Here is a 16,451-nt window from a genome sequence, read left to right on the forward strand (position 1 = left end):
CGATCTCGGCCTGGAGTTCTGGGACGACCTGGAAGAGGTCGCCGACGAGGCCGTAATCGGCCACCTGGAAGATCGGCGCGTCCTCGTCCTTGTTGATGGCGACGATCACCTTCGAGTCCTTCATGCCCGCCAGATGCTGGATCGCGCCCGAGATGCCCACCGCCACGTACAGGTCCGGCGCCACCACCTTGCCGGTCTGCCCCACCTGCCAGTCGTTCGGCGCGTACCCGGCGTCCACCGCCGCCCGCGAGGCGCCCACCGCCGCGCCCAGCGTGTCGGCCAGCGGCTCGATCAGCGCGTGGAACTGGTCCGACGAGCCGAGCGAGCGCCCGCCCGACACGATGATCCGCGCCGAGGCCAGCTCCGGACGATCCGACTTGGCGATCTCCTCGCCCTTGAAGCGCGAGCCGCCCGCCTCCGGCGCGGCCGCCGCGACCGGCTCGATCGGCGCGCTCGCCCCGCCCTCGGCCGCCGCCTTGAACGCCGCCGTGCGCACCGTGATCACCCGCTTGCCCGACGGCACCTGCACGGTCTGGATCGCGTTGCCGGCGTAGATCGGACGCTCGAACGTGTCCGGCGAGACCACCTTGATGATGTCGGACACCTGCGCCACGTCCAAGAGCGCGGCCACCCGCGGCAGCACGTTCTTGCCCGTGGTCGAGGCCGAGGCGATGATCGTGTCGTAGGGCTCGGCGATCGCCGCCAGCAGCGCGCCGACCGGCTCGGCGAGGTCGTGGTCGTAGGCGCCGTCCTCGGCGTGCAGGACCTTCTCGACCCCCTCCAGCTTGGCCGCCGCCGCGGCCGCCGGCCCGGAGCCGGCGCCCAGCACCAGGGCGTGGACCGGCGCGCCGATCTCCCGGGCCGCGGAGAGCGCCTTGAGGGTGCCGTCCTTGATCTGGCCGTGGCCGTGCTCGACGAAGAGGAGTGTCGTCATGGTCGTGTGTGTCCTCGAAGGGGGGCGCGGGGCTCGACCGGGGCGGGAGCCGCGCGGAGCGGATCAGATGACGCCGGCCTCGACCTTGAGCTTCTGCACGAGCTCGGCGGCCGAGCCGACCTTGACGCCCGCCGAGCGGCCCGGCGGCTCGGCGGTCTTGAGCACGGTCAGCCGCGGCGTCACGTCGACGCCCAGCGCGTCCGGCGCCAGCTCGTCGAGCGGCTTCTTCTTGGCCTTCATGATGTTGGGCAGGCTCGCGTAGCGCGGCTCGTTGAGGCGCAGGTCGGTGGTGACGATCGCCGGCAGCGTCAGGCTGACCGTCTGCAGGCCGCCGTCGACCTCGCGGGTGACGTCGAGGCTGCCTTCGCCGGCCTCGACCTTGTAGGCGAAGGTGCCCTGCGGCCAGCCGAGCAGCGCGCCGAGCATCTGGCCGGTCTGGTTCGCGTCGTCGTCGATGGCCTGCTTGCCCAGGATGACCAGCTGCGGGCTCTCCTTCTCCACCACGGCCTTCAGCAGCTTGGCCACCGCCAGCGGCTCGCAAGGGACGTCGGTCTTGACCAGGATGGCGCGGTCGGCGCCCATGGCCAGCGCCGTGCGCAGCGTCTCCTGCGCCTGCTGCGGGCCGATCGACACCGCCACGATCTCGCTGACCGTGCCCTTCTCCTTCAGCCGGATCGCCTCCTCGACGGCGATCTCGTCGAACGGGTTCATCGACATCTTCACGTTGGCGAGCTCGACCCCGGAGCCGTCGGCCTTCACGCGGATCTTCACGTTGTAGTCCACCACCCGCTTCACGGGCACCAGAACCTTCATGGCGGCTTCGATCCTTCCCCGGAGGATTCTTGTCGTCGTGCACGCCACTTCCAAGGCCACCGGGACCGGGGCAGGCACGCAAGCTGCGCGGACCGTAGCGGCCACATTTCCGCCTTGTCAACGCGGCGCGGTGGAGGGTGCCTGAAAAGGCTGAGCCCGGATCAGCGGTTGGCGCCGGGTACCCAGAGGACGTCGTCGGCCCCGTCCGCATTCGCCGCGCGACTTGCGACGAAAAGGAAGTCCGACAGGCGGTTGAGATACTGGATGGCCTCGGGGGAGACGCTCTCGTCCTCGCGGGCAGCCAGACTGACTGCAAGCCGCTCGGCCCGTCGGCAGACGGTCCGGGCGAGGTGCAAAGCCGCGGAGGCCGGCGAGCCTCCAGGCAGGACGAAGGATTTCAGCGGCGGGATCGCCGCATTCAGGGAGTCGATGTCCCGCTCCAGCCGCTCGACCTGGCTCGCCACGATCCGCAACGGCTCATAGGGCAGCGGCTCCGGGGTGGGCGGCGTCGCGAGATCCGCGCCGAGGTCGAAGAGGTCGTTCTGGATCGCCCCGAGCATCCCGTCGAGGCGGCCCTGCGTGTGCAGGCGCGCCATACCGATGCAGGCGTTGGTCTCGTCGACTGTCCCGTAGGTCTCGACCCGCAGGTCCGCCTTTGAGCGGCGCTGCCCGTCCGCCAGCGCGGTCGTGCCGTTGTCGCCCGTGCGTGTGTAAATGCGGTTGAGCTTGACCACGGGGACAAGTGCCTCAGAAGGTGTAGCCGATCTTGCCGCCGTAATTGGTCAGGCCGCGGTTGTTCGCGCAGAGGCCGGCATTCGACATGTGCTCGATGGTGGCCATGATGCTCCAGTGCTCGGTGATGCGATAGCCCAGGGCGGCGGCCTCGCGGAACATGGGGGAGCAACCGAGTGTGTTGAAACCGTAGGGCGTGTCCGCCTTCGGGCCGGTATAGCCGTTGTGGGCCACGCCGCCGAAGAAACCGTCGAGGAAGATCCGTCGGTTGAAGGTCTCGGGGAAGACTTCGAGGGTCCAGGTGGCGCCGAGATACGCGTAGCTGGTCCGGCCGCCGGTATTGTAGCTGCCGCCGACCGTCGGCCGCGGAACGAAGGCCTGCCAGAACGGGTCGGCGCTGATCCGCGGCTTGGCGAAGAGGATCTCGCCGTTGATGTTGGCCTTGCTGAAGCCGGGGAGCTTGCCCTCGGCACTGCCCGGATCCTGAACCGATCCACCGATTCGGATTTCGGAGACGATGCTCAGCGGCTGAGCTGGCGCCGCGTAGGCGACCGGAAGCGGCGGCGCGTCGGCTGCAGAGACGGGCATGATCGCCACACCGGTGATGAGGCCGATGAAGCAGGTACGGAGGGGGGCAGTCATGCGGTCTCGGCCGTGGAGGCGTAGCAGTTCGTCACTACCGAGCGTAGCACGACGTCCGCGGCCGAATGCGGGCAATTCATCCGCCGCCGCGGCGAAAGGCATTCGGTGCGGCGGCGCAGTCACACTCGTCGGTGAACGCGCTCAGGCTGAGCGCCACCAGACGACGCCCATAATGATCAGGATCGCCACGAACTGCAGCAGGACGCGAAGGCGCATCAATTTCTGCGAGAGGTTCGCGCTCCCGCCCCGCATCATGTTGGCTAGGCCGAAGAACAGGACCGCGGCGACGGCCAGGCAGGCGAGAAGGACCAGGGTGTTGGACGACATGGCGGCGTGGATCCGGGCCGGACGGGCACCCTATTGCAGGCGCCGCGTCGCGTCTTGGGGTTGTCGGGGTTTCAGTTGCGGCGGAGGAGGCGCTCGAAATAGTCGAGTTCCTCGCGGGGCCGGGTCGGGTCACCCAGCTTGCGCCGCAACTCCTCCATGATGCGGCGGGCGCGCTGGACCGCCGACTCGTCGGCGGTGGGAACGCGCACCCGTCCGTCGCTCATATCGCGGCCGCGCGTGGGGCGGCCGAGCGGATCGTCGTCGCGGGCCCCGGCCTGACCCTGCTGCCCGGGCTGCTGGCCGCCGTCCTGCTGACCCTCGCCCTGGCCCTCGGCCATTTCCTGCATCTGCTGCGCCATGCCTTCGGCACCGCGCTTCAGGCCGTCGAGCGCCCGCCCCTGGGCATCCACTGCCTCGCCGGAATCACCCTGCTTGAGGGCGTTCTCGGCCTCGCGCATCGCATCCTCGGCATCGGAGAGACCCTGTTCGCCGCGCATGCCGTTCTCCTTCATGCGCTGCTCCAGTTCCTCAAGACGCTGTCGCAGCCCCTGCTGGCGCTCTCCGACGTTGCCCTGCTGTCCCTGGCCCTGCTGCCCTTGCTGTCCCTGCTGCCGCTGCCCTTGCTGGCCCTGGCTGCCCTGCTGTCCGCGCTGTCCCTGCTGCTGCTGCCCGCGGTTCTGCGGCCTCTGGCCGCCGCGCTGCTCCTGGCCGTCCTTGAAGGTCTCGTCGCGCAGCCCCTGCTGCTCCTTCGCCATGTTATCGAGGTCGCGCATCTGCTTCTGCATCTCGCGGGCCGCCTGATCCGAGCGGCTGCCGCGTTCGGCTGTTTGAAGGTTCTCCAGAATGTTGCGCAGCTGTTCCATGAGGCGCTGCGCCTCGGCGGTGTCGCCCCGCTTCATCGCCTCCGCCATGTCCTGGATCATCTTGTCGAGATCCTGCGGCGTGACGGTCTTCGATTGCTGATTGCCCTGGCTGCGCTCGCTCTCGTCCCGGGGGTCGCGGCCCTGCTTCTGGGCCATCTCGGACAGGAACTTGTCGAGGGCCTGCTTGAGATCCTGGGTCAGCCGCTTGATCTCGTCGTCGGGGGCGTTGCGCTCGATCGCCTCCTTGAGTCGGTCCTGCGCCTGACGCAGCTGCTTCTCGGCGTCCGAGAGGTCGCCGTCCTCGATCTTCAGGGCCATCGCCCAGAGGAGATCGGCGACTTCGACGAGTTCGGGATCGGTCTTGGCGCTGCGCAGCCGCTCCGTGGCCGTCCTGAGACCGAGGAAGATGGCGGGCTGGGGCGTGAAGGTGTCGGGCGCGACGAGGAGCGCGTCCAGCGCGCCTTGCACCCAGCGGCGATCGGTGTCTGGGGCGGTGACGAGGCGGCGGCGGTCCTCGGCGAGCGCCCGCGCAAGCGGCTCCCGGAATGGGCGCGCCGGCAGCGTGATCTCGGTGTCGGGCGTGCGGCCCTCCTGGCCAGCCTCGTCCTTGACGACGATGTGGTAGCGCACCCGCGCGCCGGACCACGGGCTCTCGGTCAGGTCTACGAGGGTCTTGGTGTCGCCCTCTCCAGAAGCGTCGGGCGGCAGGGCGAGGGCAATGCGCGGCACGGGAACGAGGGATCGGCCCGCCTTGAGTGGTTCGATCACGCCCTCGGCTGTGCTGATCCCATAATCGTCCTTTGCCCGGTAGGTCAGGTTGAAGGTGCCCCGTCCGTTCACCTCGGGCCCACCCACGGCAGTCACCTCCGGCGGACGGTCCGGAATCGCGTCCACGGTGAGGCGCTGCCGGCCCGCCGGCGTGACGATGACCAGCTCGGCCCCTCCGATGATGCGGTATCGTTCCTCGCGCAGATCCGGGCGCGCGTCCTGGCCGGGCACTGGGACCAGTCCCGCGTTGGGGGTCAGCATCGTGTCCGCTGCGGCCTTGCCTTGACCGGCAATGCGCACAATGAGCTGCGCGTTGACCGGTGCGCGCAGATGTTGGTCGCTCCCGTCCATAGCGATGAGCAGCGGCGGCAGGCGGGTGTAGAGGGGTGGGTCGATCCAGCCGTCCACGCGGAAGTTCGGGCCCGGCGCCGCGGGCTCCCGCCAGTCGAACGCCGCGCCGATACGCTCGCGCCACTCCGGACCCGCCGCGAACAGGCTGGCAGCGGCGGCGACGACGAGACCGGCACGCAGAGCATAGGGATCGCGGCGGGTCATGCCCGGGCGAGGCAGGCCGACGCGAAGGGCTGCAACGGCCTGAGCGGCGCGGCGCTGGTGGAGCTCCCAGAGCGTCCGGCTCCCCGCATCCGCCGCACCGACCGCCAAGCTATCCTGAGCCGCGGAGGCGGGACCGTGGCGCAGGGAGCTGTTGCGCGAAGCCGCCTCCCGGTCGATCCGGGCGAGCGCCGCGCGCCGATCCGGCCGGGCGATGTGAATGAGGGGCAGGACCGCGACGACCAGCGAGACCGCCAGAAAGGCCAACCCGATCTGGCGTCCGACGGGCGGCAGGTCGAGCCACAGCCCGGACCAAGACAGCGCGAGGAACAGCAGCCCGACGCCCAAGCCGCGCCACAGCACCGGCCACGCCTGTTCCCAGAGCGCAGCGGCGCGCGCCTGAGCCACCAAGCGATCGAGGTGCGCGGCCGCCGCGGATCGGGCCGGTTCCGAGCCGGTTTTGCTGCTGTCGCTGCCGAAGCCGTCCCTGCCGATCACGCCGCGCGTTCCGCCCCATGCCTGCGAGGTCCGGCACGATCCGGGCCCCATTCGAGTAGGCTATCATGGTGGGCTGTGGCAGTCGGCGGGTCAAATCGGCGCGACGTGAGGGGCTCGTCTGCCGCTCAGTTGTGCGACTGGATGAAATTGCGCACCTGCGGGTAGATCTGCTGCTCCCAGCGCCGGCCGGCGAAGACGCCGTAGTGACCGACCCCAGCCTGCAGATGGTGGGTTCGCATGTAAGGTGCGAGGCCCGTGCAGAGGTCGTGAGCTGCCATCGTCTGTCCGACGGCGCAGATGTCGTCCCGCTCGCCTTCGACTGTCATCAGGGCCGTCCGGCGGATCGCGCGAAGGTCGATCGGATCACCGCGGTAGCTGACCGCGTTCCGCGCCAGAGTGTGATCCTGGAACACAGTCTTGACCGTCCCCAGATAGAACTCAGCCGCCAGATCCAGTACGGCGAAATACTCGTCGTAGAAGGCCCCGATGGCTTCGGCCTTGGCGTGCTCGCCGTTCGCCATGTGCCAGAACAGGTCGGCGTGACCCTGGATGTGCCGCTTGGCGTTCATTGCCATGAAGGCGGAGACCTGGACGAAGCCCGGATAGACCCTGCGGCCCGCGCCCCTGTGACGGGTCGGCACGGTAGCGATGAGGTTCTGCTCGAACCACTCGATTGGCTTCGAAGTCGCGAGTTCGTTCACCCCCGTCGGATTGATTCGGCAATCCACCGGACCGGCCATCAGGGTCATGCTGCGCGGCGCGGCTGGGTCCTTCGTCTGCGCCATCACGGCGGCCGCCACCAGCGCCTGCACAGCCGGCTGGCAAACCGCCACCATATGAGCACCATCACCCATTGCCTGCAGAAAGTGAACGAGATGACCGACGTAATCGTCGAAGCCGAATTGTCCGTCCGCCAGCGGCACGTCGCGGGCGTTGTGCCAGTCGGTTATGTAGACGTCGTGGTCTGGCAGCATCGTGCGGACGGTGGCGCGCAGGAGCGTTGCGAAATGCCCAGACATCGGAGCCACCATCAGCACCTTCGGCTGGTCGGTATGAATGTCCTTCCTGAAATGCAGGAGAGTGCCGAAGGGCGTGACTTCGACGGGCTCCTCGACAACCGGAACAGTGCGGTTGCCGACCATCACAGCCTCGATCCCGTAGGCAGGGCGGGCGAAGGTCAGTCCGGCGCGCATCATCATTCGCGCCCCCGCGGACATCCAGGTGATCGGCTCACCCAGCCTCAGCCAGGGCGACCAGACATCGTTCAGGAGCTGCCCCCAAGCCCGGGTCTGGGCGGCGATGTCAGTCTGCAGGTCGAACGTGTCGTACATCATCGGGGCAGGAACTCGCAGGAACCATGCCCAGCACGGGGCCATCGGAGCGTCACCGTCGGCGGATGCAGGGGCCGGAGCCGCATCAGCGTGGCCGTGCAGGATGGGTTCGAGGGTTGTGACCCGCAACTGTCCTTTAGGCTCATCCCATTGGGAATGGTGCCGACGTGGCTTTGATGCACCATCCGGTCTCAACGCGCCGAATCAGGACAGGACGGCCGGATGGAAAACGCGTCGCGTTGGCGCCGCGGTCTCGTGCAGGACGTGGCAGGACGGGTCAGCCCGCAATCAGGACGCGCGGCGCACGATGGCGGCGGGCTCACCCGCTCCGCGGCGGTGCTCGCAGGCGATTTTCAGATATCGGTCGCTGCCGCCGGGAAGGCCGGCCTGCGCGGCCATGGCCTGAGCGTGCATCAAGCACTCCATGGGCGTGTGCGCCGGGGAGACGATGACGTCGAGGGCGGTGTCGCGGGAGCAATCCTGCGCGAGCAAAGTCCCGGCGCAGACCAAGGCAACAGAGAGCAATTCCGACATGACCGACCTCATCTTCGAGTGATGGAAAGGTCCGCGGGGTGCTCCGGCGTGCGAGCCACCGCGTTGTCGTTGCCTGGGTGCTTCCTCCGGTCTTCGAACGGTTGTGCACGTCACGTGCCAAGAGGCCGGCACGGGTGAAGGGGTGATGCAGCAGCTCAGTCGCGGGCGGCCAGCCAATGCGTTTCCGGCTCACTGACCGGGAGGAGTGCTGCGACGGCGTCGAGATCGACCACGTATTGATCCGTGAGCTTCTGCCACATCTCGACCGGCGAACTCACCTTCGGCTTCAAGCCGTCTAGGGCGCGGGCCAGCAGAGCGGCATTGATGAGCTTGGGGCGCGGCAGCAGCGGATCAGCGTTCAGCATCGGGCTTGACCTCTCGCGACCGCGGTACTGTCCGCTGCGTTTGGTTAATGATCAGTTACAGCCGGCCGCAACGTCGGAGGCGGGCAGCATCGAATACTCGAACATGCCTGCGCGTCGTCACCGGGAGCTTGCGAAATCGGCGCAGCTGCGGTCCCGGACGTGTCGTGCGGTCCACGGTGTCTTCGATGGATTCAAGCGAAGGTTCGGCGCCCCTCGTCCGCGCGCTTCCGGATCGCCTTCGGTTCACAACCCCGACCCATTCCCTTATCAGGCAGGCGGATTGAGGCTGTCCTGGCCGATGACGGCGTTCCTGAGCAGGAGTCCGCGCCGCTCCGGGCCGCCCGTGCGAATGGAACACCATGGACGCCACACCTGAAGCAGTCGGGCCGACGGAGAGGCCGAAGACCCGCCTCGTTCTGGCCTCCGCCTCGCCCCGCCGGCTCGCCCTCCTGCAGCAGATCGGGATCGAGCCGGATGCGCTGCTCCCTGCCGAAGTCGATGAAACGCCGCGCAAGGCCGAGCCTCCGCGCGAACTCGCCCGGCGGCTCGCCCGCACCAAGCTGGCGACCGCGGAAGCCGCGCTCCATCTGGACGACAGGGCGACGCCGACGTGGCTGGTCTCGGCCGACACAGTCGTCGCAGTCGGCCGCCGCGTGCTCCCGAAGGCCGAGGTACCGGATGAGGCGGCGGATTGCCTGCGTCTGCTGTCCGGGCGGCAGCACCGGGTATTCACAGCCGTCTGCGTGCTGTCGCCGCGCGGTCGCAGGGAGCGGGTCGTCGAGACTCGGGTGCGTTTCAAGCGGCTCTCGGGCCGTGACATCCAGGGTTATGTCGCCTCGGGCGAGTGGCGCGGAAAGGCTGGCGGCTACGCGATCCAGGGGCTTGCGGGCGCATTCGTGGTTAAACTCGTGGGTTCCTACAGCGCTGTGGTCGGCTTGCCGCTGTACGAGACCATGAGCCTCCTCGACGGCGAGGGATATCCGATCCGGTCCGGCTGGGGCGCCCTCGCATGAAACGGGATTTGCGCCCGGCTTGCCCAATCTGCCGAAGGCCGGCCGCACCGGAGTACCGGCCGTTCTGCTCCCAGCGCTGCGCCGACGTCGATCTCGGACGCTGGCTGAACGAGCGCTACGCCCTGCCGGAGGAGATCGACTCCGACGAGCCACCCCGCGATGAGGATTCCCAGCGCTGATTTTTTCCGGCAGTTCCGCATCATCGGCGGCTTGGCAGGCTGGACAGGCCGCGAAGCACTGACTATACCCCGCGGCGTCCGAGGCCGACACCGGCGCGGACGACGCCCAGGTAGCTCAGTTGGTAGAGCATGCGACTGAAAATCGCAGTGTCGGTGGTTCGATTCCGCCCCTGGGCACCATCAGTCTCCTAAGCATTTCGCTGACTGAGAGCGTCCGGTTTATCCGGATTGGCCGAAATAAGCACGAAAGATCCACGGGCCAATTATCCGGTCGATAAATCGGCGCACGATATGGGCCGAATCCACGAAGCAGCGATGCTTTACCGTGTCGAAAGTCTCGCTTTCGTGAGCGCGTGATAACGCTACATTGCGGGCGCCTGTCTTTGTGTCCGGCGATCGGCTAAGGGCCACGCTTCGCGATCTGACAGCAACTCAACACGCTCCCTGGCTTCGCAAGCGGCAAATGCCACAAGATTTGTCACCTGCGATTACCTCGGACGAATTGAGCTTAAAAAAATAATACTTATCATTGCTGCTTCCAGAATGTATTGATCAAGACGACAATATAATTTGCCATAATGAAGGATATGCATTAAAACAGGCTGTCGACGACACTCTGCCATGGGAGAACGCAGCGCGCGGATAGTCGTCAATCGCGTCCTGAGGAAACAGCCGCGCTGCACCGTCGCTCGTCGCAGTCCCTCGCGGCGACACGCGGACATGTCGCCCTATCGAACGTGAGAGAGCTACTCCGTCGAGCCCCTTGCGGGCGAACGGGTCCTCCGCGCCATCAAGCGACCGCTCGCCAAGCGCATCTCAGAAAGAGAATGCAATTGTGATGTCAGTCCTCAACGAGTTGATGGAGCTGCAGGACCGCGCAGCGGCACCCGTCTTCATGATCGATCAGTCCAACAATGTAACTGACCCGCTCGAGAGCCTGATCCGCACGCCCGGAAAAATCCGCCGCGCCTACGCCCAGGCCCTGCTGATCGCCCCGCCGCCCTCGCGGCCTATCAGCACGACATCGACGCTTTGATGGCGTCGGCGACGCTGAAGGCAGCGTTCCGCACGGATGTCGTGCTGATCCTGGCCAGGGCCCCCTGGAGGCCTGGGGCGCCGTCGGTCCCATCTCATCAACCGGGACAGCGGCTACCACGCGAATGTCGCGGCCAAGAGGTCGCCCGCGCGAACAACCGGCATCGCATGACAGGCCGGCGATGCACGCTCTGCTCCAGGAAGAGCGCAAGCAGGTCGGTGTTCCCGAGGTTGAAGCGCCTTTAAATCGGCATCCGTCGCTAATGGATCGTCAACCGTATCCCTGGCCGGGTCACCCCTCGTCCAATGATTGATCGTGACAGGCGGTCGCCCTGACTGACGCACCGGGCTCCGCTAGGTTTCGGATCGTGCGGCGAGCGGAGTCGCGTACGACAGGGCGGCATTGTGGAGACGCAACAGGTTGTCGCGATTTTGGGAGCCGGCATGGCCGGCGCCGTCGTTGCGCGGCGTCTCGCCGATGCCGGGCAGCCGGTTCGGGTCTTTGACAAAGGTCGCGGCATTGGCGGCCGGATGGCGCTGCGCCGCGTCGATGCGCTGCAGTTCGATCACGGTGCGCAGTTCATGCGGGCTCATGGTCCGGCTTTCGCATCCCGCCTGAAGAATTGGGAGCGGCGGGGCATCGTCGCGCCCTGGGCCGGTTCCAGGCGATGGGTCGGCGTTCCAGACATGACAGCGCCGGTGCGCGATCTCCTCCGCAACCTTTCCGTCGCGACCGCCACCACGATCAGGCGCATTCATCGGAACGCGGCCACTTGGCATCTGGAGGACGATAGGGGTGCAGTCCACGGTCCTTTCGCGGCCGTCGCGATCACCTTCCCGGCACCGCAGGTCGCGGCGCTGCTCGATGCCTCCGGCCTGGCGCTGCCGGGGGTCGAGCGCGCGATCTATGCGCCCTGCTGGTCGCTGATGATTGCGACCGAGATCGGCGTAGCGGCGAACCTGATAGAGCCTCGACGGGCGCCAATCAGCCTTATCGCCTGCGACTCTTCAAAGCCGGGCCGGCCGGGTGGCACCCGGCTCACCGTTCATACGACGCCGGCATGGTCCCGCCTCCATCTCGAGGAACCGCGCGAAGCGATCGTCTCCGCCCTCGTCCAAGCCACGGAGGAAGAACTTGGCGCCGATCTGAGGCCGGCCTATGCCGGGGCGCATCGTTGGCGCTACGCTGCGGTCGAAACCGCGCTCGGCCGTCCCTGTCTGTACGACGGCACCATGCGCCTCGGCGCCGCCGGCGATTGGTGCCTCGGCCCCCGTATCGAGGCCGCCCATGATAGTGGCTTGGCACTCGCCGAGGCGATACTGACCGATCGGGTCTTGGCAGCGTGATCCCGCCGATCGCCTTCCATCCGGCCTACGAGGCACCGCTTCCGTCCGGCCAACGGTTTCCGATGCGGAAATACGGTCTCCTCGCCGAGACCCTGATCGCCAGAGGGCTCGCACCGCTCGGCTTCGTGATGCCGGAGCCGGCCAGCGCGGACGTCCTCGTGCGCGCCCACGACGCGGCCTACGTCGCTGCAGTTCTCGACGGCGCCGTATCGATTGACATCGAAAAGGCGATCGGCCTGCCCGTCGATGACGCTTTGGTCCGACGCTCCCGTGCCTCGGTGGGCGGGACCCTTCTGGCCGCGCGACTCGCGCTCGCGGAAGGGCTGGCCGGCAGCGCCGCGGGAGGCAGCCACCATGCCCGGCGCCGGCAGGGCGCAGGGTTCTGTGTGCTGAACGACGTGGCGGTGGCCGCGCGCACATTGCAGGCCGAGCGGCTGATCCAGCGCGCCCTCGTGGTCGATCTCGACGTTCACCAGGGGGACGGTACGGCGGACTGCCTCGCCCTGTCGCCGGATCTGTTCACCCTCTCCGTTCATTGCGAGAACAACTACCCCGCTCAGAAAATCGCCGGCGATCTCGATATCGGGCTGCCGGATCGTCTGGAGGACAGCGGCTATCTCGAGGTTCTCCGCGCACGCTTGCCGGCCCTCCTCGACGCCCTCGCTCCGGACATCGTGTTCTACAATGCCGGGGTTGATCCCCACCGCGACGACCGCCTCGGCCGGCTCTGCCTCACCGATGGGGGGCTGTTGGCGCGGGACCGCTTGGTGGTGGCCCAGGCCCGTGCGCGCGGCATCCCGCTCGTGGCGGTGATCGGCGGCGGCTACACGACGGACGTGGACGCGTTGGCGCAACGACACGCGCTGGTCTTCGAGGCGCTGGCGGCCGAAGCGTCAATCGAACCGTCGGCCGTGTGAGGCGCGAATGCATCAGGTCCCGACGGACATCAATGTAGATGCCGGCGGGAAAGGTTTTGGGAAGGGCTGCCGCCGAGGATGACCGAACCGCTGAGCGTGGCAGATCCGCCGCTCGCGCTCCGTAAATCGGTGAGGCTCGGCCATGTTCGCGCGGCTCTGGAATGTGGTGAAGGCGACGCTGGCCGTCTCGGCCCTGATCGCCGCCGCGCTCGTCTCCGCCGACAAGGTCGACCGGCAGCGAGCGCAGCCGTCGATCGGCGCGGCCTTGACCGATCCGGTCGCCACGGGTGCCATCGCCCCGGTGACGCGTCCCTGAACCGTGCGCACCCTCGCAGCATCCCGGAGTATGCCCGCGGCAAATCACGCCTGCGAGCCGCGGAAATAATGGGCGTCGACGGCGTTCTCGCCCGGTGCCCAGACTTGGCCGCTCCATTCACTCGCATCTGTTTACGGGGGAACGCTTCGATGAAACCCGCCCTCTTTGCCCTGCTCACCATCGTTGGCGCGGCACCGGCCCTCGCCGAGACGCCGGATGAGCGCTCGGCCTGCACCCCGGATGTCCTGCGCCTCTGCGCGGCGCAGATTCCCAACGCCGGGGCGATCACGGCCTGTCTGCGCGAGCGGCGCGTTAGCCTGAGCACGGCCTGCCGCGTCGTCATGGACCAGAAGGGCGGGTCCGTCCGAAGCGTCGCCACCCGTCGATAAGACCGAAGGCCGCGCGTCACCATCCGTTGATGCGCGGCCAGATTTCGCCCTTGTGCCGGCCTCCGGCGACGACATGGTAGCGATCGTGCTGCGCCCCGGTGGCGCAGGCGTGGTTCGGCAGGATGCGCAGGCGCGTGCCGATCGGAAGATCCGGTAGCGCGGCCGACGCACCAGCCCGCAGGGCAAGGATGCCGTGTTCCTGATTGGCGTCCCGGACGATCAGATCCTCAAGGGGACGCCCGGCACGATCGCAGACGATGCCATACCCCTGATCGATCGCCTGTCTGGCCGTGCCCCGGTCGCGTGACAGGGCCATCCAGCCGGCATCCGTGATGATCCAACCTTTCTGGTTCTGATGGCCGATGACCGTTGTCAGCACGGTGAGCGCGATCTCCTCCACCGCACAGGAGCCGACCCCGGCTTGGAAAAGATCGCCGATCATGAACACCCCAGCCCGCACCTCGGTGATGCCTTCGAGGTGGGCGGCGTAGCGCGCGGTCGGGGTCGAGCCGATGCTCACCATGGGGCAGGGCAGGCCCGCGTCCCGGAGGATCGAGGCCGCCGCGACCGCGGCCGACCGCTCGGCCTCCGCGGCCGCGCGCAGCGCAACCGGGTCGCTGAGCCCGTAACTGTCGCCGGCATGGAGCAGGACGCCGCGCAGCTCGGCCCCTTCCGCGAGCGCATCGCCGATCGCCCGCAACTGCTCCGCATCCCGCGGGTCGACGCCCGACCGGTGACCATCGGCATCAACCTCGATCAGCACCGGGAGCGCATCGCCTGCGCGGCGGCTCCAGAGCGCGACCGCTTCGGCCTGCGCGCGTGAATCGAGGACGATTGCCAGATCGGCTGCCCAGCGCCTGCGGATGGCCCCGACCCGATCGAGCTTCTGGGGCGCGATGCCCACCGCGTAGATCATGTCCCGGACGCCGCCTTCGGCGAAATATTCGGCCTCGCGCAAGGTCGAGACCGTAGCGGGACCGTCCGGCCGCGACATGGCCATTCGCGCCACGGGAAGTGATTTCGCAGTCTTCAAATGAGGTCGTAACGCGACTCCCAACTTGTCGAGGCGCCGGCGCATCCCGTCGACATTGGCCTTGAGACGGTCCGCATCGAGGATCAGGCACGGCGTTTCGAGCCCGTCGAGACCGTCGTCCCCGGACGCCTGCGCGCGCTCATCGACCATGCCTCTGCTCCCGCCGCCCGAAACGATCCGGCCTGATAGGCCCGTGCGATCGCCGGTCCAACACCTGCGGCTGAAGATCGGTCGCAGATGCAACCGGGCCTCGAAGCTGTGCCTGATCGTGTCGCGATCGGGCACGGCTCCCGAGTCATGCTGAAATGCGTTCTCTTGCGCCGGAGCGGCATCCTCTTCAGGGGAAAGCGCCCTAGGCGGATCGCCGGAGGGCGGCGACGAATTCGGTTGCGTCCCGGGCGACTTCCGTCGCCGACTTCCCGGGGCGGTAAAGGTTCGAACCCAGTCCGAAGCCGTCGGCTCCGGCCTGACGCCAGGTCGCGATGCCGTCCGGCGTGACGCCGCCGACGGCGAGCACGCGGCTTCCCGCAGGGAGGACGGCACGGTGCGCCTTGAGGGCGGCGGGCGAGGCGACATCGGCGGGAAAAAGCTTCAGCGCGGTCGCGCCGGCCGCCAGCGCCGCGAAGGCTTCAGTCGGCGTCTGGTAGCCGGGCAGCGAGACCAGACCGGCCCCGACGCTGGCCCGGATCACGGCGGCATCGGTGTTGGGTGAAACCACGAGCGTCCCGCCGGCGGCGGCGACCGCCTCGACCTGAGCGGTCGTCAGCACCGTGCCGGCTCCCACCAGGGCGCGCCCGGCCAGACGTTCGGCGAGGATCGCGACGCTGCGCAGCGGATTGGGCGAGTTGAACGGAACCTCGATCAGGGTGAACCCGGCCTGAACCAGGGCCTCGCCCACCTCCGGCGCTTCCTCCGGCGTCAGACCGCGCAGGATCGCCACGAGGGGGCAGGCGGCGAAGGCCGCCTCGAATCGATCCAGGATGGTCATGCGCGGTGGCTCCAGATGGCGTGGATCCCGGCCGTGGTGAACCCGTCCGGCACGACGATCGGCGTGCCGCCTGCCTCGGCAATCGCGACGGCGTAGAGGGTGGCCAGCGGACCGCCGCCCAGCAGATGCACCGGCCGGCTGGCGAGATCCTCGCGGGTGGCCACGTCCGCCCCGATCAGGATGCCGCTGGCGTAGGCGGCGGCATCGGCCGGCGCAAGGCAGTCGAGGAGCACCCCGGCCCTCACCTCGAACAGGGTCGCGGCCAGATTCTGGGACGCGATCCCGCGGCGGAGCCCGCGGCGGAACGCGGCGCCGTCGGCAACCCGGGCGTCGAGCATTCCTGCCAGGACGCCATGAGCGCGGAGCAGCGCGAAAATCTCGCCCGTCATCACGGTCGTGAACGTCGCGATCGCGCCCTCGATGGTCGCGATCCACTTGTTGTGGGTGCCGGGTTGGCAGAACAGCGCGGTCGGGGGCGCCGCGCCGGTGCAGATCGCCCCGAGCACCTGGATCTCCTCGCCCCGCATGACATCGGGCCGCTTGCTGTCCGTCAGCGCGACACCCGGGATGATCCGGAATCCGGGCGCAACCTCCGGGCTGGCCGACGCCAGGTGCTCAAGGGTGGCCGGCGCGGTGACGTAGGGGACCTCTCGCCAGCCTCGGCTGGAGCCGATCATCCCGCTGGCGACGACCTCGTATGCACCGAGGCGCTGGCGCAGGTCTGCCACCGCGGCGGGGTAGTCATCGGGACCCAGAGCCAGGACGCCGCGATCATCCTGCAGGCTGTCCACAACTGCGCCGTCGGCCGCGACCCCGTAGGCGCGCCGGTTGGTCGTGCCCCAGTCGACGGCGAGATAGGCCGCTCGACCACCCAT

At 68.2% G+C, this 16,451-nt stretch carries 19 protein-coding genes, 1 tRNA gene and 1 pseudogene; 9 read left to right on the plus strand and 12 right to left on the minus strand.

What is annotated here, in order from left to right:
• The 9 genes from ACLBX9_RS24085 to ACLBX9_RS24125 all read right to left on the minus strand — a co-directional run.
• On the minus strand, positions 1-934 hold a 934-nt coding region (locus ACLBX9_RS24085; RefSeq protein WP_447718962.1), incomplete at its 3' end, for an electron transfer flavoprotein subunit alpha/FixB family protein.
• Positions 935-997: 63 nt separating this feature from the next.
• On the minus strand, positions 998-1,747 hold the full coding sequence (locus ACLBX9_RS24090) for an electron transfer flavoprotein subunit beta/FixA family protein (protein ID WP_010683582.1): 750 nt from the start codon (positions 1,745-1,747) through the stop codon (positions 998-1,000).
• A 161-nt stretch (positions 1,748-1,908) separates the two neighbouring features.
• Positions 1,909-2,481, minus strand: a complete 573-nt coding sequence (locus tag ACLBX9_RS24095) for a cob(I)yrinic acid a,c-diamide adenosyltransferase (RefSeq protein WP_447720711.1) — start codon at positions 2,479-2,481, stop codon at positions 1,909-1,911.
• A gap of 13 nt (positions 2,482-2,494) precedes the next feature.
• Entirely contained in the window at positions 2,495-3,121 is a 627-nt protein-coding gene (locus ACLBX9_RS24100; protein WP_010683580.1) for an acyloxyacyl hydrolase, read from the minus strand.
• A gap of 141 nt (positions 3,122-3,262) precedes the next feature.
• Positions 3,263-3,448 carry a twin transmembrane helix small protein gene (locus ACLBX9_RS24105; protein ID WP_010683579.1) on the minus strand — a complete coding sequence of 62 codons (186 nt, stop codon included), beginning with the start codon at positions 3,446-3,448 and terminating at the stop codon, positions 3,263-3,265.
• A gap of 71 nt (positions 3,449-3,519) precedes the next feature.
• Positions 3,520-6,129 carry a TIGR02302 family protein gene (locus ACLBX9_RS24110; RefSeq protein ID WP_447720712.1) on the minus strand — a complete coding sequence of 870 codons (2,610 nt, stop codon included), beginning with the start codon at positions 6,127-6,129 and terminating at the stop codon, positions 3,520-3,522.
• A gap of 125 nt (positions 6,130-6,254) precedes the next feature.
• Entirely contained in the window at positions 6,255-7,463 is a 1,209-nt protein-coding gene (locus ACLBX9_RS24115; RefSeq protein ID WP_447720810.1) for a polyhydroxyalkanoate depolymerase, read from the minus strand.
• Positions 7,464-7,748: 285 nt separating this feature from the next.
• Entirely contained in the window at positions 7,749-7,994 is a 246-nt protein-coding gene (locus ACLBX9_RS24120) for a hypothetical protein (protein ID WP_010683576.1), read from the minus strand.
• Between the two features lie 155 nt (positions 7,995-8,149).
• On the minus strand, positions 8,150-8,359 hold the full coding sequence (locus tag ACLBX9_RS24125; RefSeq protein ID WP_010683575.1) for a hypothetical protein: 210 nt from the start codon (positions 8,357-8,359) through the stop codon (positions 8,150-8,152).
• A gap of 359 nt (positions 8,360-8,718) precedes the next feature.
• Here ACLBX9_RS24125 and ACLBX9_RS24130 point away from each other — a divergent pair, with 359 nt between their 5' ends.
• The 9 genes and pseudogenes from ACLBX9_RS24130 (at position 8,719) to ACLBX9_RS24170 (ending at position 13,555) form a co-directional block, all read left to right on the plus strand.
• Positions 8,719-9,372: a Maf-like protein gene (locus tag ACLBX9_RS24130; RefSeq protein WP_447720713.1), complete on the plus strand. Its 654-nt coding sequence runs from the start codon at positions 8,719-8,721 to the stop codon at positions 9,370-9,372.
• Positions 9,369-9,551 carry a DNA gyrase inhibitor YacG gene (locus ACLBX9_RS24135; RefSeq protein WP_447720714.1) on the plus strand — a complete coding sequence of 61 codons (183 nt, stop codon included), beginning with the start codon at positions 9,369-9,371 and terminating at the stop codon, positions 9,549-9,551. The genes ACLBX9_RS24130 and ACLBX9_RS24135 overlap by 4 nt, the downstream gene beginning before the upstream one ends.
• 104 nt (positions 9,552-9,655) lie before the next feature.
• A tRNA-Phe gene (locus tag ACLBX9_RS24140) sits at positions 9,656-9,731 on the plus strand.
• Between the two features lie 658 nt (positions 9,732-10,389).
• Positions 10,390-10,587: a hypothetical protein gene (locus tag ACLBX9_RS24145; RefSeq protein ID WP_447720715.1), complete on the plus strand. Its 198-nt coding sequence runs from the start codon at positions 10,390-10,392 to the stop codon at positions 10,585-10,587.
• A gap of 443 nt (positions 10,588-11,030) precedes the next feature.
• Positions 11,031-11,135 (plus strand): annotated as a pseudogene (locus tag ACLBX9_RS24150) (NAD(P)-binding protein); the annotation flags it as partial.
• Positions 11,136-11,285: 150 nt separating this feature from the next.
• On the plus strand, positions 11,286-11,933 hold the full coding sequence (locus tag ACLBX9_RS24155) for an NAD(P)/FAD-dependent oxidoreductase (RefSeq protein ID WP_447720817.1): 648 nt from the start codon (positions 11,286-11,288) through the stop codon (positions 11,931-11,933).
• Positions 11,930-12,850: a histone deacetylase family protein gene (locus ACLBX9_RS24160; RefSeq protein ID WP_447720716.1), complete on the plus strand. Its 921-nt coding sequence runs from the start codon at positions 11,930-11,932 to the stop codon at positions 12,848-12,850. Before ACLBX9_RS24155 ends, ACLBX9_RS24160 begins: the two co-directional genes overlap by 4 nt.
• 142 nt (positions 12,851-12,992) lie before the next feature.
• Complete coding sequence (locus ACLBX9_RS24165; protein ID WP_010683571.1) at positions 12,993-13,166, plus strand: hypothetical protein; 174 nt, start codon at positions 12,993-12,995, stop codon at positions 13,164-13,166.
• Between the two features lie 149 nt (positions 13,167-13,315).
• Positions 13,316-13,555, plus strand: a complete 240-nt coding sequence (locus ACLBX9_RS24170; RefSeq protein WP_447720717.1) for a hypothetical protein — start codon at positions 13,316-13,318, stop codon at positions 13,553-13,555.
• Between the two features lie 16 nt (positions 13,556-13,571).
• Here the strand turns inward: ACLBX9_RS24170 and ACLBX9_RS24175 are convergent, their stop codons facing one another.
• The 3 genes from ACLBX9_RS24175 to ACLBX9_RS24185 form a co-directional block, all read right to left on the minus strand.
• Positions 13,572-14,738, minus strand: a complete 1,167-nt coding sequence (locus ACLBX9_RS24175; protein WP_447720811.1) for an alanine racemase — start codon at positions 14,736-14,738, stop codon at positions 13,572-13,574.
• Positions 14,739-14,940: 202 nt separating this feature from the next.
• Entirely contained in the window at positions 14,941-15,576 is a 636-nt protein-coding gene (locus ACLBX9_RS24180; protein WP_447720718.1) for a 2-dehydro-3-deoxy-6-phosphogalactonate aldolase, read from the minus strand.
• Entirely contained in the window at positions 15,573-16,451 is an 879-nt protein-coding gene (locus tag ACLBX9_RS24185; protein WP_447720719.1) for a 2-dehydro-3-deoxygalactonokinase, read from the minus strand. The genes ACLBX9_RS24180 and ACLBX9_RS24185 overlap by 4 nt, the downstream gene beginning before the upstream one ends.

The organism is Methylobacterium sp. A49B (assembly GCF_053346215.1).